We start from the raw sequence: 21,458 nt of genomic DNA, 5'->3' as shown, positions 1-21,458 counted from the left end.
CTGGAATGACCTTATCATGAAACTTTGGTAAGGTCATTTTTAAGGAGATTGGTAGAATGATATTAAAAACTTATGAAGATGCAATAAAGTGGATTCATGGTACGCTTCGTCTAGGAATAAAACCTGGGCTAGCAAGAATGGATTATATGATGGAAAAACTAAATCATCCTGAAAAAGCGAATAAATGGGTACATATAGCCGGCACAAACGGAAAAGGTTCCACACTGACTTTTATTCGTAATTGTTTAGAAGAGGCTGGATATAAAACCGGAACATTCACTTCGCCGTATATAGAGAGTTTCAATGAAAGAATTAGTATTAATGGAGTACCAGTTAGCGATGATATGATTGTGACTTTAGCAAATAGAATTAAGCCACTTGCTGAAGAATTAAAAGAAACAATTTATGGGCCTCCATCTGAATTTGAAATTATTACAGCAATGATGTTTTTATACTTTGCCGAATATGAAAAAATCGATATCGGCATTATCGAAGTTGGGCTTGGCGGTAGACTGGATTCTACTAATATATTAACACCATTAGTTTCTGTTGTTACAACTATCGGAATGGACCATATGGAGTTTCTTGGGGATACTATCGAACAAATAGCTAGTGAAAAAGCTGGGATAATTAAACCAGGTGTTTCTGTCATATCTGGAGTTAGTCAACCTGAAGCGCAAAAAACAATGAATGATTTTGCTAAGAAAAATAAATCTAGCATCGCTTTGTTGAATCGAGATTTTTCAATGACGCTTGCGGGTGACCTAATCACGTATGAAACCCTACATGGTAGTCGAATAGAAAATCTTAGCATTGGACTTCAAGGCGTACATCAAGTAGATAATGCTGCATTAGCTATAAAAGTAGTTCAATATTTAAATGCATTTGCAGATTTCTCCATTGATGAACTTGCAATAAGGCGTGGTTTGAAAAATGCTTTTTGGCCTGGGCGGATGGAACAAATTTCCTCAAAACCTTTTATTATGATTGATGGGGCACATAATCCTGAAGGTGTCATGGCGCTTGCTCGTTCTATTGAATCTTATCATGGCCATAAGAAAGTCGTTGTTAGTATACTTGCTGATAAAAATCATCAAGAAATGATTCAAATACTAAAAAAAATTCCGGATTGCGAAGTATTATTAACCACCTTTGATTATCCTAGAGCAATGACAGCTGAACAAATTATTCGAATGGGTGAGGAAGAAAGTATTTCCGTGAACACTAATTGGCAACAAGAATTAAACTCAATAATCTTTTCTGAAAAAGAAACTAAATTTTTCATTACAGGATCACTTTATTTTATTGCTGAAGTACGGGGGTATTCACGAGAGGTACTTCGTCAATAGTTTTAGAGTAAAACGAGTATACATCGAAAAAATAAAATCTACAAATAGCTAAAAAAGTATTTTAGAGGGCTTTTAAAGCTGAAAACACCCATTTTCTTTTAAATGAAAATGGGTGTTTTCTGTAGGTTTGACTCCTCGAAAATACTTTTTTTCATATGTGCAAAAATAATTTGTTCTTGTTATTCTATTTATACCAACTAGGAGGTGGCAGATGCTTTATTTTTTGCTCGTTATTTATAGCTCTATTTTGATTTCTTTTACACAAGTGGCAGCGGAATGTTTACCTATCAACAAACCTTTTTTATTTCGCTTTTCTGAATGTAATTTTTGTAAAAAAACATTACCATTCCAACAAATAATACCAATCTATTCATTTTTGCTTTTGAAAGGAAAAGCTAATTGCTGTAAAACTGCTATTCCATTCAGCTGTTTTTTGCTAGAGCTACTTACACCAGTGTATATCCTATTTCTATATCACGAGTATTTTTTCTCTTATAATTTCATCATTAGCAGTGTTATCTATTACTTTTTAGCATTTTTTGTTATAACAGATATCTTATATATGCATGTTCCTAATTCTATTATTATTTTATTTAGTGTGACTATGCTATTTATTTATTTTTTATTCCATCAACCATTATTAAATTTAGTTTATTCAATAATAATGAGTATCATTTTTTATGGGCTATTTTTTTTCGTATTTCGAAAGGGAATTGGACTTGGAGATATCAAATTATTTATTATATTAAGCACATTTTTAGGGTTTCAAACAGGTTATTTTCTTTTCTTTTTAGCCATTTTAGCGGGAACTATTGTTTTATTAATAGCAGTAGCAGCTAAAAAAATAAAGAAAAACAAGCAAGTGCCATTCGTTCCATATATATTTACATCTTTTATAGTCATAAGTATTTTGCTGAAATAAGGAGTTGCTTTCATGTTATCAAACGAAATTTCAGGAAATGAGAAGCCTCGCGAGAAATTACAAAACTATGGTATAGAGGCACTTTCTACTTCAGAATTAGTCGCAATTATCATTGAAACAGGCACGAAAAGTGAGTCTGTTTTAACTATCGCGAACCGTATTATTATGAAATTCAAACATGTAGCTGAAATGCAATATGCTTCTTTGGAAGAGTTTCAATTAATTAATGGCATTGGTATTGCTAAAGCTTCTAAAATAATGGCCGCTATTGAATTAGGAAAGAGAATTAGTTTAGTAACGGAGCGTGAAGAAATTGTCATTAGATGTCCAGGGGATGCAGCGAAATTAGTTATGCCGGAATTAGCTTTTCTTTTTCAAGAACATTTTCACTGCATTTTTTTAAATACTAAAAATCAAGTCATTTACAGACAAACGATTTTTGTTGGGGGACTAAATGCATCTATTGTCCATCCTAGAGAAGTTTTTAGGTTAGCATTAAGAAAGTCTGCTGCTTCTATCATGTGCTTTCATAATCATCCTTCTGGGGATCCAACTCCATCTAGTGAAGACTTACTTGTGACAAAACGATTAGTGGAAGCGGGTAGTATTATTGGTATTACACTACTAGACCATATTATTATTGGAAAAAATAAGTACATTAGTCTAAAAGAAAAAGGTTATTTCTGAAAAAACACTGTTCACAAATTATCTACAGACATACTTTACGATCCTAAAGTGAGTATCAATAAATAACAGTAGGGGACTAAACATGCTTAGCAGATGGAAGATATATATAGAATATTTATGTTTATATAGTTATATTAGGGATGTTTTTGTTCCCAATAATTCCATGTAAAGTAGAATATAAAAAATAATGCTTGTTTTATTCCACGTATAATAGTAAAAATATAGAACTACAAGCTGGTTTTTAAAGAAAAGTTAAAATTTTTTCCTTCTAATGAAAAATTAATGTCTGATAGTCTTAGTTATGTTATAATAAGATGGTTGTTTATGTGTTAGATAGAAATATTAACACAAAGGGATAAGGTAACATTAATTTAATGGATGAATAAGGAAACTTAATGTATCCTGTAGAATATTACGAAGGAAAAGGAGAATACAGATGTTTGGATTTGGTAATAAAGATATTGGAATTGACTTAGGAACTGCGAACACGCTTGTCTATATGAAGGGAAAAGGTATTGTCCTTCGTGAGCCTTCTGTTGTTGCAATGAAAAAAGACACACAAGAAATTGTTGCCGTTGGTAGTGATGCAAAGAATATGATTGGAAGAACTCCAGGGAATATTGTTGCAATTCGCCCGATGAAAGATGGGGTTATTGCTGATTATGATACAACAGCAGCAATGATGAAGTATTACATACAAAAAGCTGGTAAAAGTGTTAATGCTAGCAAACCGCGTGTGATGATATGTGTACCTTCAGGAATTACAGGTGTAGAAAAACGTGCCGTAATTGATGCCACTCGTCAAGCCGGAGCAAAAGATGCTTTCACAATTGAAGAACCTTTTGCAGCAGCTATTGGCGCAGGTCTTCCAGTTGGAGAACCCACAGGAAGTATGGTTGTTGATATCGGTGGAGGAACGACAGAAGTTGCTGTAATTTCTCTAGGTGGAATTGTAACTAGCCGCTCTGTAAGAACTGCTGGCGACGATTTAGATGAAGTTATCATTAATTATATTCGCAAAAAGTATAATCTGTTAATCGGAGACCGTACTGCTGAAGCTATCAAAATGGAAATTGGTTCTGCTAGTCCAAAGGGATTAGACTTATCTCCATTTAGCATCCGTGGTCGTGACTTAGTAACTGGATTACCAAAAACAATTGAAGTTACTCCTGAAGAGATTAGTGAAGCTCTAGCTGACACTGTGGCAGCAATTATTGATGCTGTTAAAGGAACACTTGAAAATACACCGCCTGAACTTTCCGCAGATATTATGGATAAAGGGATTGTACTTACTGGTGGTGGAGCATTATTACGTAATTTGGATACAGTTATTTCTGAAGAAACTAAAATGCCAGTCATTATTGCTGACGAACCACTTGATTGTGTAGCAATTGGTACTGGTAAAGCTTTAGAAAATATGGACATGTATAAACGTAAAAAAATGAACTAAATGGACACACTCATTTATGTCATATAACAAGATGAATTAGTTTCCAAAAAACGAAAAAAGAGTACTAACGAGATGAGGTGTCGTTATGCCACAATTTTTTCTAAATAAACGTTTGATTATCTTGTTAATATCTATTATTGTTCTTGTCGCTTTAGTTGGTTTTTCTTTACGTGATCGTGAGAATGCTTCGTGGCCAGAACAATTTGTGAAAGATGTTGTTGGATTTGGTGAAAATATTGTAGCTAAGCCTACTTCATTTGTTTCAGGTGTTTTTGGTGGAGTTACAGACTTGAAAAATACCTACACTGAAAATCAACATCTGAAAGAACGTTTAGAAGAATTGGCACAACTTGAAAGTGAAGTTGCAGACTTAAAAAAAGAAAATAAAGACTTAAAAGAAAATCTTGATATTGCTGATAGTATTCGTGATTATGATCCAGTCAATGCTTCTGTTATTTCTAGAAATCCAACAAATTGGAATGACCAAGTGGAAATTGACAAAGGTTCTAGCGACGGAGTGAAACCAGATATGGCAGTTACTACACCAAGTGGACTTATTGGTAAAGTAACAACTACAGGAGCTAAATCGGCTACGGTTGAATTATTAACTTCATCCGACGTGAAAAACCGTGTTTCTGCAAAAGTACAAGGTACAGAAAACGCCTACGGAATTATCAATGGTTACGACAGTGATACGAAGTTGCTTGAATTAAAACAATTACCGTATGATATGAAGTTTAAAAAAGGACAGAAGGTAGTTACTTCTGGACTTGGAGGTAAATTCCCAGCTGGTATTTTCATTGGAACAATTGAAAAAGTGGAAACCGATAAAATGGGATTATCTCAAACAGCTTATATTAAACCAGGTGCTGATATTTACGATTTAAATCATGTTACTGTTTTGAAACGTTCAGCAGAAACAGGGACTTCAGCGGATGACTCAACTAGCTCGGACACGACTGGAGGAGAGTAATTATATGAATTTAAAGAAAAACATTGCTCTCCCCGCAATCATGGTCGGCGCCTTTATTTTAGAGGGCGTCTTTAGTCTTCAATTTGCTAATGGCCTTTTTAATGATAAGCATCTGTTTATTCCACATTTTTTACTGGTAATGTTGACGATAATGACATGTTTTTATAAGCGTAATACTACTTTAGTATATGCTTTTATCTTAGGACTGTTATTTGATATTTATTATACTGGTGTTATGGGGATTTATTTTGCTATTTTTCCTTTTACTGTATATATTACAGATAAATTTATGAAAGTGCTGCAAAATAATGTTTTCCTTGTTGGTTTAATAGCTATTTTTAACGTTATTCTTACCGAAAGCTTGGTTTATGCATTTTATTATTTAATTGGTTCAACAACGATGAGTATTCCGGTTTTTATTGATCAACGTTTATGGACGACCATTTTATTTAATTTTGCATTCTTTTTAGTTGTTTTTTATCCATTCCGACTATTTTTGAATCGATTGGTTAAATCAGAGTAATTATCGTCATATTAACAGTTTGAATTCGCAATTACTTGAAAAAGTATGACTGTGTAAGGCTTTCACAGTTTGCGATTCAAGCTGTTTTTTTCAGAAAAAGTATATTTTTATTATCATTTAATTTGAGTTAGTGTATACTAAAGACTAGAGTATAAATGTTGCGGGGTGAAATCGTATATGAAGAAGAATGTTCAAATTAAAGGCACAAAAGATGGCATTAGTATTTTTCTTAGTGATAAGGCTAGTTTCCTTGAGTTACAACAAGAATTGTCGCAATTACTAGCTGATAAAAAACAAAACCCATACTCTGGTGAAAAGTTAGAGGTACAAGTTCAAATTGGTAACCGTCTGTTCTCAGAGGAAGAAGAACTTGAAATATCTACTATTATTCATAATAACAGTCAAATGAAAATTAGTGCATTTTATAGTAATGTGATGTCCAAAGATGACGCCAGAAAATGGAAAGAGCGTGACCAAATTTTTTCTATGGCGACCATTATTCGTTCTGGGCAAGTCGTTCAAGTCCCTGGCGATTTTTTATTGATTGGTGATGTGAATCCAGGTGGACAAATCCGCTCCAATGGCAATGTTTTTGTGCTCGGTAATATTAAGGGGATTATTCATGCTGGGTTTGAAGGAAATGAAAGTGCAGTTGTAGCTGGGAAATTTCTTTATCCATCACAAGTTAGAATTGCTGGTAAAGTTTATGGTTTTGATAATGAAGAATATAAAGAAGTTTTAGATACAGATTTATTTTCTGCGTTTGTTGCTGATACTGGAGAAATTGTCATTGACGAGATACATAAGATAAGAAAAATTAGACCCGAAATTTCTAATTTTCAAGGAGGGCGTTAAACATGGGAGAAGCTATAGTCATTACTTCTGGGAAAGGTGGAGTAGGAAAAACTACTTCAACTGCTAACTTGGGAACGGCACTTGCTCTTCAAGGTAAGAAAGTGTGCTTAATTGATATGGATATCGGCCTTCGCAATTTAGATGTTGTTTTAGGTCTTGAAAATCGAATTATATATGACTTAGTTGATGTAGTGGAAGGACGCTGTAAAATCCATCAAGCAATGATAAAAGATAAACGCTTTGATGATTTACTTTTCTTGCTACCTGCAGCACAAACAACAGATAAAAATGCGGTTTCGGCAGAACAAATGATAGACTTAATTAACCAATTACGTCCAGATTATGATTTTATTCTAATCGATTGTCCAGCAGGAATTGAAACTGGATATAAAAATGCGGTTGCTGGAGCTGATAAAGCTATTGTTGTTACTACTCCGGAAATTTCCGCTGTGCGTGATGCGGATCGAATTATTGGATTACTTGAAAAAGAAGCTATCGAACCACCAAAACTTATTATTAATCGTATTCGTACGCAAATGATGGTAAATGGCGATGTGATGGATATTGATGAGATTACCACACATTTATCCATTGAATTGCTCGGAATTATTATTGATGATGATGAAGTTATTCGCTCATCTAACAGCGGGGATCCGGTTGCGATGTTACCGAATAACCGTGCATCTCAAGGTTATCGAAATATCGCTCGACGCATTCTCGGTGAATCGATTCCGTTAATGTCTATCGAAGCGAAGAAGCCAGGATTTTTCGCACGCCTAAAACAACTTTTTGGCGGTAAATAAAAAATTAGGACCCTTTGTCTTTGGATGAAGGGTCTTTATAAAAGGTGATAAAATGAAAAAAGTAGTAATTAGTGCAGCTTATATAGAAAAAAGAATAGCAGTTCTTGAAGATGAGCAAATGATTGATATGGAAGTTATTAGGCCATCTAATAAAATCCAAGTGGGTGATATTTTTTATGGTTTTATTCAAAAAATTGACCGGAAAATAAATGCGGCTTTTGTTGACTTAGGCAATCAAAATAAAGGTTTTATCCATTTGAAAGATATTCCAGATTTTTATGAGAAAACACAAGGAGCCAAACTGCCCGTTCAAATTATCCGCGAAGGCAGTGTGACTAAACTTCCGCTTTTAACCGCTGAACTAACATTTCCAGGAGATTTACTTGTTTATTTATATGGAAAAGAATATATCTCTATTTCAAAAAGAATTATGGATAAAGAGCCCTTGAAAAAAACAATCGAATTGCTTTTAGGGAAAAATGAAGCTGTGATAATCCGCTCTAGTGCTGAAAAAGCCACGAAAGAACAATTGGAAACAGCACTAAATGAAGCTAGAGAAGAGTACGAGCAAGTAATTCTAAAAAGTAATAAACGAAAAAAACCAGGGCTGCTTTTATCTGCGGCTTATGGGGTGTTTGCTAGTACTAAACAATTTATTCAACGTTATGAACCAGATGAAATAATTACGGATGATTTTGATTTTGCGAGAGTGCTTGAGTCGAATTGGTCAGATCAAGTAACTCTAACGAAAAGTGCAGACTTATTTGCCGATTTAAGTATAAAAAAACAAATTGATCGCCTAAGTCGTCCTGTAGTTCATCTTTCGAATGGTTCTTCTTTATTTATTGAGAAAACAGAGGCGATGTGGGTGATAGATGTTAACTCTGGTCGCTATAAAGGTTCTACAGAAAAAGAAAAAACAGTAGAGCTTATTAATCAAAAAGCGGTTCCAGAAATACTTAAACAAATTCGCCTTCGAAATATGAGTGGCATGATTTTAGTAGATTTTATCGGCGGGATGTCGGAAAGTGGCTACACAGAACTCTATGAGGTGTTAGAACGGCAAACACGAGAAGAATATATTACAACCCAAATTGCGGCGCTTTCGCAGTCAGGGCTTCTTCAGCTAACCAGACGAAAGAAACAACAGTCATTTCTAGAAGCTACAACGATTCCTTGTCCGACTTGCTACGGAACAGGTCATGTAGCATCTAAAGAGACACTTGCATACCAATTAGAAAGAGAACTTTCAGGGATTATGCAAGGGGAGCCAGAAAGTATCCAGATCATTACAACAGAAGATGTATTAGATACTTTTCTGGATTTAAACACCTTAAATGATGCACCGGTTGATTGGGAAGTAGCAGATGAACGAATACCGTTCTATCAAATTTTACGTGTAGAGAAGCAAAATTAATAATTGATTGACAGTAGTGGCTTCTTTATGCTATCATTTTACTGTTATGTTTGTAGCGCACCAAGCTACAACCGCACAGAGCTGGGTTAAGTATTTACCTTGTGTAAGTCCCCTGTGATGGCGAGTCTTAGTATATGAGGAGGTGCAAGTATGTACGCAATTATTGAAACAGGTGGGAAACAAATCAAAGTAGAAGCAGGCCAAGAAATCTATGTTGAGAAATTAGCAGGTGAAGTTGGTGATGTTGTTACTTTTGACAAAGTTCTATTCGTAGGCGGAGATTCCGCTAAAGTTGGCGTTCCATTCGTGGACGGAGCAACTGTAACAGCTAAAGTTGAAAAACAAGGCCGTGCGAAGAAATTGACAGTTTATAAATATAAACCGAAAAAGAACTACCACAAAAAACAAGGTCATCGTCAACCTTACACAAAATTAACTATTGATGCAATCAATGCTTAATTTGAAAGGACGAAACAAATGATTCAAGTCGATGTTTTGCGAGAAAAAAATCAAATAATTTCTTTTACAATGAGTGGACATGCTGATTTTGCCGAACGCGGCAGTGATTTAGTTTGTGCAGGTGCTTCGTCGATTGCTTTTGGAATGGTGAATGCTATTTCGGAAGTGCGTGACTTTGAACCTGAGATAGAAGAAGCAGAGGGTTACCTTTATTATTCTGTACCTGCTGAATTTGTTGGAGACGAAGTGGTTCAAATCTTGCTTACAGGGATGGAAAATCAACTAAGGTCATTAGCGTACAGCTATCCTGATCATATAAAAATTAACTCCAAATAGGAGGTGGAATTTCATGTTAAAATTTGATATTCAACATTTTGCGCACAAAAAGGGTGGCGGTTCGACTTCTAACGGACGTGACTCTGAATCAAAACGATTAGGTGCAAAACGTGCGGACGGACAATTTGTTACTGGTGGATCTATCCTTTACCGTCAACGTGGTACTAAAATCTATCCAGGAACTAACGTAGGACGTGGCGGCGATGATACTTTATTTGCTAAAACGGATGGCGTTGTACGTTTTGAACGTATGGGACGCGACAAGAAAAAAGTTAGCGTTTATCCTGAAGTACAAGAAGCTTAATAAGATAAATTAAAACCGTCACTTGTGGCGGTTTTTTTATTTGCCTTTCTTTGTGAAAAAAATTCTTATAATCGGGGTTAGAAAACTTTTAAATTGGGGTAGAAGTAAAGAGGCAGATAAAGATACATACATTGTGAAAAATGGGACAAGTCGTTTGATTGACAGCGTTTTCTTGGTATGGTTAAATAGACTCAAGTTAATTAACATGTCAGGAGAAGAGATGACAATCGAAACGATGCAAGGCACTAGTTTGCCTAAGTTTTGATTGTCATTCTTTTTTTGAAGTTAATTGATAATCGGAATGTAAGGGGACTAGTAAAGGAAAATTCCGGTGCTACAAATAAGCAAGAAGAAGGAGTTGGAAAAAATGATTGACACAAGTTTAGCAACACAGTTTTTAGGTGAATTAATTGGTACAGCAATCCTAATTATATTAGGTGCGGGTGTTGTAGCCGGGGTATCACTGAAAAAATCCAAAGCAGAAAATGCTGGCTGGGTCGTTGTTACTTTAGCTTGGGGGCTCGGTGTGACAATGGGAGTCTATGTTTCTGGATATATGAGTATGGCACATCTTAATCCTGCTGTAACAGTCGGTATGGCGCTTGCAGGTGTATTCCCATGGGATTATGTCTTGCCGTATATTGTAGCTCAGTTCATTGGGGCATTTATTGGGGCAACACTTGTATGGTTACACTATTATCCACATTGGAAACAAACGGAGGACAAACCTACTAAATTAGGGGTTTTTGCAACGGCACCGGCGATTCGCCACTTTACATCTAACTTTTTTGGTGAAGCATTAGGCACTTTTGTCTTAGTTTTTGGTTTGTTATCATTAGGAGCAAATTCTTTCTCAGATGGTTTAAATCCGCTTGTTGTTGGTGCGTTAATCATTGCAATTGGTATGTCACTCGGTGGAACAACTGGTTATGCAATTAACCCAGCTCGTGACCTTGGACCAAGAATTGCGCATTTTGTTTGGCCAATTTCAGGTAAAGGTGGGTCAGATTGGGGTTACTCATGGGTTCCGGTTCTAGGACCAATCATGGGAGGAGCATTAGGTGCTTTAGGGTATAATGCAATTGTAAATGGTGAATATGGAATGTGGTTATGGGTATTCGCTGTATTATTTATTTTAATCCTTATTTTAACCGCACAACTCGACAAGAAAAAAGATTTAGCATAAGCTAGAATCATTACTAGCTAAAAACGAAAGTCGCAGGGCTTTCGTTGTACTTAAAACTAGAGGAGGAATTTTACATGGAAAAGAAATACATTTTGGCACTCGATCAAGGAACAACAAGCTCAAGAGCGATGATTATTGATGAAGAAGGAGAAGTAATTGGCGTTGCACAAGAAGAGTTTGATCAAATTTTTCCTAAACCAGGTTGGGTAGAACATAGTGCCAATGAAATTTGGGCTTCCATTCTAGCAGTTATTGCTGGTGTGTTATTAAAAACAAACATTTCTTCTAAAGAAATTGCAGGTATTGGTATCACCAACCAACGTGAAACAACTGTTATTTGGGATAAAGAAAGTGGTAATCCGATTTATAATGCAATTGTCTGGCAATCTCGTCAAACAGAAGATATTTGTAAACAGCTTCGTAAAGACGGTTATGAAGATACAATTCGTTCTAAAACAGGTCTTTTAATTGACCCTTACTTTGCCGGAACAAAAGCGCGGTGGATTTTGGATCATGTAGACGGAGCTCAAGAACGTGCGGAAAAAGGCGAATTACTTTTCGGAACGATTGATACTTGGCTAGTTTGGAAATTAACTGGTGGTCGTGCTCATATTACAGACTATTCCAACGCTTCTCGTACACTACTTTATAATATTTACGATTTAGAATGGGATGATGAGCTTCTGAAAATGCTAAATATCCCGAGAGCAATGTTACCAGAAGTTCGTCCATCGTCAGAAGTATACGCAAATACAGTTCCTTACCATTTCTTTGGAGAAGAAGTTCCGGTTGCGGGTATTGCCGGTGACCAACAAGCTGCCTTATTCGGTCAAGGCTGTTTTGAAAAAGGAATGGCGAAAAATACTTATGGAACTGGTTGTTTCTTATTAATGAATACAGGAGAAAAAGCGGTGCGTTCTGAAAATGGTCTACTTACAACCCTGGCATGGGGAATTGATGGTAAAGTAGAATATGCGTTAGAAGGTAGTATTTTTGTTGCTGGTTCTGCAATTCAGTGGTTACGTGATGGTTTACGAATGGTTCGTCAATCAGGCGACTCTGAGAACTATGCTAGTCGTATTGAGTCTACTGACGGCGTTTATGTTGTACCAGCATTTGTTGGTCTCGGCGCACCTTACTGGGATTCTGATGTTCGCGGTGCGGTATTTGGTTTAACTCGTGGTACGGAAAAAGAACAATTCATTCGTGCGACATTAGAATCACTTGCTTATCAAACGAGAGACGTGCTTTATGCAATGGAACAAGATTCCGGTATTAAGTTGAAAACATTACGGGTTGACGGCGGAGCATCAGCGAACAATTTCTTAATGCAATTCCAATCAGATATTTTAGGTGTTCCAGTTGAGCGCCCAGAAAATAAAGAAACTACGGTACTTGGAGCAGCATTCTTAGCTGGGCTTGCAGTAGGTGTTTGGAAAGATAAAAATGAAATTAAAAAACATTGGAAGCTAGATAATCGTTTTGAAGTAGAAATGAAAGAAGAAGAACGAGAAGGACTATATGAAGGTTGGCATAAAGCTGTTAAAGCAGCACAAGCTTTCAAATAATCTAGTAAAAGTGTCCCGAATGAATAGTCTCATTTGGGGCACTTTTTTATGTGTTTCGCAAAAATAAAAATAAATATAGTGACAGATGTATAGTTTATTCGTTATAATGAAAGATAAGACTTTTAAGGAACGGGAGAATATAAAATTATGTTTGTAGATCAGGTTAAGATTTATGTAAAAGCTGGAAATGGTGGGGACGGTATGGTGGCATTCCGTCGCGAAAAATTTGTACCAAACGGTGGTCCTGCTGGAGGCGATGGAGGTAAAGGGGCAGATGTTGTTTTTGTCGTTGATGAAGGTTTGCGGACATTAGTAGATTTTCGTTTTAAACGAATTTTTAAAGCGGAACACGGTGAACATGGCATGAGCAAAAGTATGCATGGTCGAGGTGCGCAAGATTTAGTCGTGAAGGTACCACAAGGAACGATTGTAAAAGATATAGATACGGGCGAAATTATTGCCGATTTAGTTGCTCATGGTCAGCGAGCAGTTATCGCGAAAGCAGGTCGTGGCGGACGAGGAAATAAACGCTTTGCTACACCTGCAAACCCAGCTCCTGAACTATCCGAAAACGGAGAGCCAGGTCAAGAAAGAAATGTGCAATTAGAACTTAAAGTACTAGCAGATGTTGGCTTAGTTGGCTTCCCGAGTGTTGGTAAATCAACCTTATTATCTGTTGTATCAGCAGCAAGACCTAAAATTGCAGCGTATCACTTTACAACGATTGTTCCCAATTTAGGAATGGTGGATGCTGGTGATGGTCGTAGTTTTGTTATGGCGGATTTACCAGGACTAATTGAAGGGGCAAGTCAAGGTGTCGGTTTAGGCCATCAATTCTTGCGCCATATTGAAAGAACACGTGTTATTGTCCATGTAATTGACATGTCTGGTTCAGAAGGACGTGTACCGTTTGATGATTACGTGGCAATTAATAATGAACTAGAACAATATAATTTGCGATTAATGGAACGCCCGCAAATCATTGTTGCTAACAAAATGGATATGCCAGATGCGGAAGAAAATTTAAAAGAATTTAAAACTAAAATAGAAGAAGAGATTCCAGTATTCCCAATTTCAGCTGTAACAAAAACGGGACTTCGTGAATTACTTCTTGCTATTGCTGATAAATTAGAAACAACACCAGAATTTCCACTTAACGAAATTTTGGAACAAGAAGATGAAGATACAGTTCTTTATAAATATGTTGCAGAAGAACCTGACTTCGAAATTACAAGAGAACCAGATGGTACATTTGTGTTAAGTGGAACGAAAATCGAACGCTTATTCACGATGACGAACTTTGAAAGAGATGCTTCTATTAGCCGTTTTGCGCGTCAACTTCGTGCAATGGGTGTAGATGAAGCACTTCGGAAACGCGGCGCTAAAGACGGGGATATTGTACGTCTGCTTGATTATGAATTTGAATTTATGGAGTAAACAAAGTGCTGCACCATTCATTTGGTGCACGCTTTTTTCCTAGCTACATTAAAAAGGAGAGTTGAAAATGAAAATTGCTTATTTAGGCCCAGCAGCCTCTTTCACACATGCAGCAGCCTCAAAGGCTTTTCCAAAAGAAGATATGATTGCGAAAAGTACCATTCCAGATTGTATTATGTCCATTGAAAAAGAAGAAGTAGAAGTGGCAGTAGTTCCGATTGAAAATACGATTGAGGGAAGTGTGAATATCACGCTGGATTACTTATTTCATTTTTCAAGTGTTCCTGTTGTGGCGGAAATCGTGTTACCAATTGCGCAGCATTTAATGATTCACCCAGCACATGCTTATTCTTGGAGATCTGTCCAAAAAGTGATGTCGCATCCACAAGCTTTAGCGCAATGTCATACTTTTTTACAGGCTGAATTATATGGAGTAGAGCGGGAAGTAACACCTTCTACTGCTTATGCCGCGAAATGGGTTAGCAATAATCCTAGCGAACTTGTCGCAGCTATTGCACCTCGGATGGCAGCTGATGAGTATGGACTTGAAATCGTCAAAGAAGATGCGCAAGACTTAGAACTTAATCAAACAAGATTTTTTGTTTTAAGTCGTAAGCCAGTATCGATTTTATTACCAAAAGAAGAAGAAAAAACATCTATTTCTGTCATTCTACCTAATAATATGCCGGGTGCGTTACATAAAGTATTATCGACTTTTGCTTGGCGGGATATTGATTTAAGTAAAATTGAATCAAGACCGCTTAAAACCTCTCTTGGTGAATATTTTTTCTTAATCGATGTACTTTCAGAAGGGAGAGAAAAACTCGTTACCAATGCACTGGACGAAATTACACTTCTAGGAGGTACGGCGAATAAATTAGGGACATATCATGTTCACCGATTACAAACAACGTAAATCAAGGGTTATCGCACTAGCTGCGGTAACTTTTTTTGTTGCGAATAGTCCACTTTTACGTTAAAATTCTAAGAGAAAAGCTTTACTAAAACTAAAAGGAGTGAAACAGATGTCAGGACATTCAAAGTGGAATAATATTCAAGGCCGTAAAAATGCACAAGATTCCAAGCGTTCCAAAGTATTTCAGAAGTTAGCGAGAGAAATTTTTGTTGCAGCCAAAAAAGGGCCTGATCCAAATCTGAATCCGTCACTTCGATTAGTAATGGACAAAGCCAAAGCTGTAAATATGCCAAATGACAATATTAAACGAGCGATTGATAAAGCAGCTGGAAACACAAATGGAGAAAATTACGATGAAGTAACCTATGAGGGTTATGCGCCAGGTGGGATTGCTGTTTTAGTTCATACGCTTACAGATAATAAAAATCGAACAAGTACGAATGTGCGTGTAGCGTTTAACAAGAATGGTGGTAGCTTAGGAGAAACGGGAAGCGTTAGTTATATGTTTGATCGTAAAGGATATTTAGTGATTTTACGAGAAGGTTTAACCGTCGATGAAGAGGAATTTATGCTAGAAGCGATTGAGGCTGGCGCAGATGATGTAGAGGTCAGTGAAGACGTATTTGAAATTTTTACGGATCCTGGAACCTTTTCCGAAGTGAAAGATACCTTACAAGCCGCTGGATACACCTTTGCAACAGCAGAATTATCGATGTTTCCGACTGTATATAATGAAATTGCGGAAAACAATAAAATCCAATTTGATAAAATGATGGAAGCGTTAGAAGATGATGATGACGTACAAGAAGTTTATACTAATGCAGAAATAAATTAGGCGCTAAATACACCCCTTTCCGAAAAATCCGAATTGGGGTGTTTTATATGAATAAGTAGGAGGAACAAAAATGAAATCACGTAAGGTTATGATTATTGGAGCAGGTAATGTAGGTTCAGCAGCCGCACATGCCTTTGTAAACCAAAAATTTATTGAAGAATTAATTCTAGTGGATTTAAATAAAGAGCGTGTCGAAGGAAACAGGAAAGATTTAGCAGATGCAGCAGCGTTTATGCCTGGGAAAATGAATATTTCTGTTCGTGAGGCAAGGGACTGCTCAGATGTAGATATTGCCGTTATCACAGTAACAGCAGGGCCACTTAGGGAAGGACAAACAAGATTGGATGAATTGAAGAGCACTTCCAGAATAGTTGGTAGTATCATTCCCGAAATGATGAAAGGTGGCTTTAAAGGAATTTTCCTAATTGCAACGAATCCATGCGATATTATTACGTATCAAGTATGGAAACTTTCAGGACTACCAAAAGAGCGAGTGCTTGGAACGGGAGTTTGGCTCGATACAACGAGATTGCGCCGTTTATTAGCAGAGAAATTGGATATCGCTGCGCAAAGTATTGATGCGTTTATTCTTGGAGAACATGGGGATTCCCAATTTCCAGTTTGGTCACATTCATCCATTTATGGGAAGCCTGTAAATGAATATAGTATGGAAAAGCTTGGACATTCCCTTGATTTAAAACAAATTGGTGAGATTGCTCGTGATACCGGTTTCGAAATTTATCATCAAAAAGGCTGTACCGAGTATGGAATTGCTGGAACAATTGTGGAAATCTGTCGTCATATATTCAGCGGTAGCCAGCGCGCATTAACTGTATCTTGTATTCTTGACGGTGAATACGGCCAAAGTGATCTTGCGATTGGTGTGCCAGCTGTATTGAGTCAGGATGGCGTAAAAGAAATTATCTCTCTAAAACTAAACGCCGAAGAGCAAGAAGCATTTAATCATTCTATTGAGGTTATTAAAGAAAATATTCAATCGTTATAAGGTGACGATAATTGTATTATGTAAACAAGTTGTGTGATTTCTTTTATAACAAAAACTAGTACAGATGTTCCATTTTATGCTATCATATAATGTATGACGTGAAACGAAAAGGGGACGAAAAAATTGTACGATTACATAAAAGGAATTATAACTACGATTACACCAGAATATATTGTTGTTGAAACTGGACAAATTGGTTATCAAATCATTACAGGAAACCCGTTTTCCTTTCAGCGCTTAGAAGGAACAGAGACACAAGTGTTTTTATATCAACATGTTCGGGAAGACAATATTTCGCTTTTTGGATTTCAATCAACAGAAGAACGTTATTTATTTAAAAAATTACTAAGTGTTTCTGGAATTGGACCAAAGAGCGCGCTTGCTATTATTGCCTCTGGGGATGTTGTGCCTTTAATTACCGCAATTGAGTCAGAAGATGATGTCTATTTGACAAAATTTCCAAGTGTAGGCAAAAAAACGGCACGCCAAATTATCCTTGATTTAAAAGGAAAATTAGCGGATGTAGTAACAAGTGACATCGTTTATAATACACCAGAAAATGATATCGTCAGTGGGCTTGCACCAGCACTAGAAGAAGCAGTTTTAGCTTTAGAAGCACTTGGTTATAGCTCGAGAGAATTAAAAAAAGTAATACCAAAATTAGTTAAAGAAGAAGACTTAACGAGTGATGCCTATATCAAGTTAGCACTCAAATTAATGACAAAATAGAGAGGAGCTTGTGGCATGGATGAACGAATTATTTCAAGTGAAACGGTAGACTCAGAAGAAGTATCTTTTGAAACTAGTTTACGGCCACAGACCCTTTCACAATATATCGGACAAGATAAAGTGAAAAATAATTTAACCGTCTTTATTGAAGCTGCAACCCTTCGTAATGAAGCGTTAGACCATGTGCTTTTGTATGGACCACCAGGACTTGGGAAAACGACGCTCGCGATGGTTATCGCATCTGAAATGGGTAGTCAAATTAAAACAACAAGTGGACCTGCCATCGAACGACCAGGTGATTTGGCAACGATTTTAACCAGTTTGGATCCAGGGGATGTCTTATTTATTGATGAGATTCATCGCTTATCTCGAGCTATTGAAGAAGTTTTGTATCCAGCGATGGAAGATTATTGTTTAGATATTGTGATTGGAACAGGACCAACAGCTCGGTCGGTTCGTCTTGATTTACCACCGTTTACCCTAATTGGGGCAACAACGCGTGCAGGGCTTTTATCGGCGCCACTTCGAGATCGTTTTGGTGTTATTGATCACTTGGAATTTTATACAGAAGAGCAACTAACAGAGATTGTACTCAGAACCGCTAATATTTTAGATACAAAAATAGATGATTTGGGTGCTCGTGAAATTGCTAGACGTTCGAGGGGGACCCCGCGGATTGCCAATCGGTTGTTAAAACGTGTCCGTGATTTTGCTCAAGTGAGGGGCAATGGTACAGTCACAGAAAAACTTGCTAAAGAAGCACTTACTTTACTTCAAGTAGATCCAAGAGGTTTGGATACCATTGACCAAAAACTGCTCCATACAATTATCCAGTCATTCAGAGGCGGTCCGGTCGGTTTAGATACAATTGCTGCGAGTATTGGGGAGGAGCGCGAAACCATTGAAGATATGCAAGAACCATATCTACTCCAAATTGGTTTTCTGCAAAGAACCCCAAGAGGCCGTATTGCAACGGAAATCGCCTATAAACATTTAGGAATAAGTTATGAAAAAGAGGTATAAAGCATGAAAGTAGAAGATTTTGATTTTGATTTACCAGAAGAATTAATTGCACAAACCCCGTTACTGGACCGGACATCTAGTCGGCTAATGGTATTAGATAAAGCAACTGGTGAAATAAAAGACCAGCACTTTACAGATATTTTAAGTTATTTACACGAAGGGGATGCCTTAGTTTTAAATGACACACGCGTTCTCCCAGCTCGTCTTCATGGCATTAAGGATGAAACAGGCGCTCATATCGAAGTATTACTGTTAAAGCAAAAAGAAGGAAATACTTGGGAAGCCTTGGTAAAACCTGCAAAAAGAATTCGTCAAGGTGCAACTATTATATTCGGTGATGGTGCGTTACAAGCAACTTGTCTTGAAGAACTAGAGCACGGCGGTCGCATTCTCGAGTTTTCTTATGAAGGTATTTTTTATGAAGTATTAGAACAACTTGGTGAAATGCCGTTACCACCATACATTAAAGAGCAATTAGCGGATCAAGATCGTTACCAAACCGTTTATGCAAAAGAAAATGGTTCAGCAGCAGCTCCTACAGCGGGACTTCATTTTACAGAAGATTTGCTTGCGAAAATTAAAGAAAAAGGTGTAGAAATTATTTTTGTGACTCTCCATGTGGGACTAGGAACTTTCCGCCCAGTCGATGTGGAAGATACAACGAATCACAAAATGCATTCCGAATTTTATCGTTTAACAGAAGAAGCTGCGGAACGAATTAATAGAGTAAAAGAAACCGGTGGAAAAGTCATAGCAGTTGGAACTACATCCATTAGGACGTTAGAAACGATTGCCAGTCGTCATGAAGGTAATATAGTAGCTGAATCTGGTTGGACAGATATTTTTATTTCACCAGGATATACCTTCCGAGCCGTAGATGCCTTAATTACGAATTTCCATCTACCAAAATCTACATTAATTATGCTTGTATCCGCTTTATCTGATCGGAATAAAATTTTAACAGCCTATAACCATGCCGTAGAAGAGCAATATCGATTCTTTAGTTTTGGCGATGCAATGTTTATTCATTAATTTGCGAAAAAAATAACAGAAAAGCTTGTTTTCATACGCATTTTTCGTTATGCTAGTGAATAGAGTAAATTAGAAAGAGGTCACACATGTCTGCCATTCGTTATGAACTAATAAAAACAGATAAACAAACAGGTGCTCGTCTCGGTAAAATCCATACACCACATGGCACATTTGATACGCCTATGTTTATGCCAGTTGGAACACTTGCAACGGTAAAAACAATGTCGCCAGAAGAATTAAAAGCAATGGGCGCAGGTATTATTTTGAGCAACACCTATCACTTATGGTTACGTCCCGGTGAAGAATTGATTCGAGAAGCGGGCGGACTACATAAATTTATGAACTGGGATCAACCAATCTTAACGGATTCAGGTGGTTTTCAGGTGTTTAGTTTGAGTAAAATGCGTGATATCAAAGAAGAGGGCGTTCATTTCCGTAATCATTTAAATGGCGACAAGCTTTTCTTATCACCAGAAAAAGCAATTCAAATTCAAAATGCGCTCGGATCAGACATTATGATGAGTTTTGATGAATGCCCACCATATCCTGCCTCGCATGAATACATGAAGAAATCGGTAGAACGAACTTCACGCTGGGCTGAACGCGGATTAAAAGCACATGCTAGACCAGATGACCAAGGATTATTTGGAATCGTTCAGGGCGGTGCATATGAAGATTTGCGCGCACAGAGCGCTAAAGACTTAGTTTCCCTTGATTTTCCAGGATATTCAATTGGCGGTTTATCGGTTGGGGAACCGAAAGACGTTATGAACCAAGTACTCGAACACACAACACCACTTTTACCAACCAACAAGCCACGTTATTTAATGGGTGTTGGTTCGCCGGATTCACTTATAGATGGGGTCATTCGTGGGATTGACATGTTTGACTGTGTTCTTCCTACTCGTATAGCGCGTAATGGTACTTGTATGACATCTAATGGACGCTTAGTAATTAAAAATGCTAAGTTCACACATGATTTCCGTCCAATTGATGAAAATTGTGATTGTTATACTTGTAAAAATTATTCACGTGCATACATTAGACATTTGATTCGTTGTGAAGAAACTTTTGGGATTAGACTTACAACTTATCATAATCTTCATTTTCTGTTAAACTTAATGAAGCAGGTTCGTTCCGCTATTATGGAAGATCGTCTTGCTGATTTTAGGGAAGAATTTTTTGAGCAATACGGATTTAATCGTCCTGATGCAAAAAATTTCTAATATATATAGTATCGAAAGGAGTTGGAAAATATGGGCGGTATTGTAACATTTATACCAATTATTTTGATGATTGTTCTGTTTTATTTCTTATTAATCAGACCTCAACAAAAACGTCAAAAAGAAGTGCAAAATATGCAAAGTAGTTTAGCAAAAGGTGATAAAATTATCACTATCGGTGGACTTCACGGTATTGTAGAGGCAATTGAAGATGGCACAGTCATTTTAAAATGCGGAAACAACAAATTAACGTTTGACCGTAATGCAGTAAGAACTGTACTTGAAAAAGGCAACACAGTTTCTACTCCAGTTGTTACAGAAACAACTTCTGATGACACTGAAGTTACTGAAGACAACAAATAATTAGCAAATTAAAAATGCCATTTCCCTCTAAGCGGTGAAATGGCATTTTTTAATCATAAAAA

At 36.9% G+C, this 21,458-nt stretch carries 23 protein-coding genes and 1 other annotated feature; all 23 genes read left to right on the top strand.

Annotation, left to right across the window (positions count from 1 at the left end):
• Nucleotides 1–56: 56 nt before the first annotated feature.
• On the top strand, nucleotides 57–1,349 hold the full coding sequence (locus JL53_RS08595; protein ID WP_038407389.1) for a bifunctional folylpolyglutamate synthase/dihydrofolate synthase: 1,293 nt from the start codon (nucleotides 57–59) through the stop codon (nucleotides 1,347–1,349).
• A 211-nt stretch (nucleotides 1,350–1,560) separates the two neighbouring features.
• Nucleotides 1,561–2,271, top strand: coding sequence for a prepilin peptidase (locus JL53_RS08590; RefSeq protein WP_038407388.1), 711 nt, complete (start codon nucleotides 1,561–1,563; stop codon nucleotides 2,269–2,271).
• A gap of 12 nt (nucleotides 2,272–2,283) precedes the next feature.
• Entirely contained in the window at nucleotides 2,284–2,958 is a 675-nt protein-coding gene (radC, locus tag JL53_RS08585; RefSeq protein ID WP_003719842.1) for a RadC family protein, read from the top strand.
• A gap of 436 nt (nucleotides 2,959–3,394) precedes the next feature.
• Entirely contained in the window at nucleotides 3,395–4,408 is a 1,014-nt protein-coding gene (locus tag JL53_RS08580; protein WP_003719841.1) for a rod shape-determining protein, read from the top strand.
• Between the two features lie 85 nt (nucleotides 4,409–4,493).
• Nucleotides 4,494–5,381: a rod shape-determining protein MreC gene (gene mreC / locus JL53_RS08575; RefSeq protein WP_038407386.1), complete on the top strand. Its 888-nt coding sequence runs from the start codon at nucleotides 4,494–4,496 to the stop codon at nucleotides 5,379–5,381.
• 4 nt (nucleotides 5,382–5,385) lie between these two features.
• Entirely contained in the window at nucleotides 5,386–5,904 is a 519-nt protein-coding gene (mreD, locus tag JL53_RS08570; protein ID WP_038407385.1) for a rod shape-determining protein MreD, read from the top strand.
• A 177-nt stretch (nucleotides 5,905–6,081) separates the two neighbouring features.
• On the top strand, nucleotides 6,082–6,759 hold the full coding sequence (gene minC / locus JL53_RS08565) for a septum site-determining protein MinC (RefSeq protein ID WP_003719838.1): 678 nt from the start codon (nucleotides 6,082–6,084) through the stop codon (nucleotides 6,757–6,759).
• A 2-nt stretch (nucleotides 6,760–6,761) separates the two neighbouring features.
• On the top strand, nucleotides 6,762–7,562 hold the full coding sequence (minD, locus tag JL53_RS08560) for a septum site-determining protein MinD (RefSeq protein ID WP_003719837.1): 801 nt from the start codon (nucleotides 6,762–6,764) through the stop codon (nucleotides 7,560–7,562).
• 52 nt (nucleotides 7,563–7,614) lie between these two features.
• Nucleotides 7,615–8,979 carry a ribonuclease E/G gene (locus JL53_RS08555; RefSeq protein ID WP_038407384.1) on the top strand — a complete coding sequence of 455 codons (1,365 nt, stop codon included), beginning with the start codon at nucleotides 7,615–7,617 and terminating at the stop codon, nucleotides 8,977–8,979.
• Nucleotides 8,980–9,038: 59 nt separating this feature from the next.
• Nucleotides 9,039–9,117 (top strand) — a sequence feature (ribosomal protein L21 leader region).
• 12 nt (nucleotides 9,118–9,129) lie between these two features.
• Complete coding sequence (gene rplU, locus JL53_RS08550) at nucleotides 9,130–9,438, top strand: 50S ribosomal protein L21 (RefSeq protein WP_003719835.1); 309 nt, start codon at nucleotides 9,130–9,132, stop codon at nucleotides 9,436–9,438.
• A gap of 18 nt (nucleotides 9,439–9,456) precedes the next feature.
• On the top strand, nucleotides 9,457–9,774 hold the full coding sequence (locus tag JL53_RS08545) for a ribosomal-processing cysteine protease Prp (RefSeq protein WP_003719834.1): 318 nt from the start codon (nucleotides 9,457–9,459) through the stop codon (nucleotides 9,772–9,774).
• Between the two features lie 13 nt (nucleotides 9,775–9,787).
• Nucleotides 9,788–10,078: a 50S ribosomal protein L27 gene (rpmA, locus tag JL53_RS08540; protein ID WP_003726866.1), complete on the top strand. Its 291-nt coding sequence runs from the start codon at nucleotides 9,788–9,790 to the stop codon at nucleotides 10,076–10,078.
• A 367-nt stretch (nucleotides 10,079–10,445) separates the two neighbouring features.
• Nucleotides 10,446–11,264, top strand: a complete 819-nt coding sequence (locus tag JL53_RS08530) for an MIP/aquaporin family protein (protein WP_003719832.1) — start codon at nucleotides 10,446–10,448, stop codon at nucleotides 11,262–11,264.
• Between the two features lie 74 nt (nucleotides 11,265–11,338).
• Nucleotides 11,339–12,832: a glycerol kinase GlpK gene (gene glpK, locus JL53_RS08525; RefSeq protein WP_038407383.1), complete on the top strand. Its 1,494-nt coding sequence runs from the start codon at nucleotides 11,339–11,341 to the stop codon at nucleotides 12,830–12,832.
• A 147-nt stretch (nucleotides 12,833–12,979) separates the two neighbouring features.
• Nucleotides 12,980–14,269: a GTPase ObgE gene (gene obgE / locus JL53_RS08520; protein WP_038407382.1), complete on the top strand. Its 1,290-nt coding sequence runs from the start codon at nucleotides 12,980–12,982 to the stop codon at nucleotides 14,267–14,269.
• A gap of 67 nt (nucleotides 14,270–14,336) precedes the next feature.
• Nucleotides 14,337–15,185, top strand: a complete 849-nt coding sequence (gene pheA / locus JL53_RS08515; RefSeq protein WP_038407381.1) for a prephenate dehydratase — start codon at nucleotides 14,337–14,339, stop codon at nucleotides 15,183–15,185.
• Nucleotides 15,186–15,294: 109 nt separating this feature from the next.
• Nucleotides 15,295–16,020, top strand: coding sequence for a YebC/PmpR family DNA-binding transcriptional regulator (locus JL53_RS08510; RefSeq protein ID WP_003719828.1), 726 nt, complete (start codon nucleotides 15,295–15,297; stop codon nucleotides 16,018–16,020).
• Nucleotides 16,021–16,090: 70 nt separating this feature from the next.
• On the top strand, nucleotides 16,091–17,026 hold the full coding sequence (locus tag JL53_RS08505) for an L-lactate dehydrogenase (protein WP_003719827.1): 936 nt from the start codon (nucleotides 16,091–16,093) through the stop codon (nucleotides 17,024–17,026).
• 123 nt (nucleotides 17,027–17,149) lie between these two features.
• A complete protein-coding gene (ruvA, locus tag JL53_RS08500) occupies nucleotides 17,150–17,755 on the top strand; it encodes a Holliday junction branch migration protein RuvA (RefSeq protein ID WP_038407379.1) in 606 nt (201 codons plus the stop codon).
• Between the two features lie 15 nt (nucleotides 17,756–17,770).
• A complete protein-coding gene (ruvB, locus tag JL53_RS08495) occupies nucleotides 17,771–18,778 on the top strand; it encodes a Holliday junction branch migration DNA helicase RuvB (RefSeq protein ID WP_003719825.1) in 1,008 nt (335 codons plus the stop codon).
• Nucleotides 18,779–18,781: 3 nt separating this feature from the next.
• A complete protein-coding gene (gene queA / locus JL53_RS08490) occupies nucleotides 18,782–19,810 on the top strand; it encodes a tRNA preQ1(34) S-adenosylmethionine ribosyltransferase-isomerase QueA (protein WP_038407378.1) in 1,029 nt (342 codons plus the stop codon).
• Between the two features lie 86 nt (nucleotides 19,811–19,896).
• Nucleotides 19,897–21,036, top strand: coding sequence for a tRNA guanosine(34) transglycosylase Tgt (gene tgt, locus JL53_RS08485; RefSeq protein WP_003719823.1), 1,140 nt, complete (start codon nucleotides 19,897–19,899; stop codon nucleotides 21,034–21,036).
• Between the two features lie 30 nt (nucleotides 21,037–21,066).
• Nucleotides 21,067–21,396 carry a preprotein translocase subunit YajC gene (yajC, locus tag JL53_RS08480; RefSeq protein WP_038407377.1) on the top strand — a complete coding sequence of 110 codons (330 nt, stop codon included), beginning with the start codon at nucleotides 21,067–21,069 and terminating at the stop codon, nucleotides 21,394–21,396.
• Nucleotides 21,397–21,458: the final 62 nt, after the last annotated feature.

The sequence above is a fragment of the Listeria ivanovii subsp. londoniensis genome (assembly GCF_000763495.1).
In the GTDB taxonomy this organism is placed as follows: domain Bacteria; phylum Bacillota; class Bacilli; order Lactobacillales; family Listeriaceae; genus Listeria; species Listeria londoniensis.
Note: the sequence above shows the minus strand (reverse complement) of the source record. Positions and strands in the feature narration are given on the sequence as shown.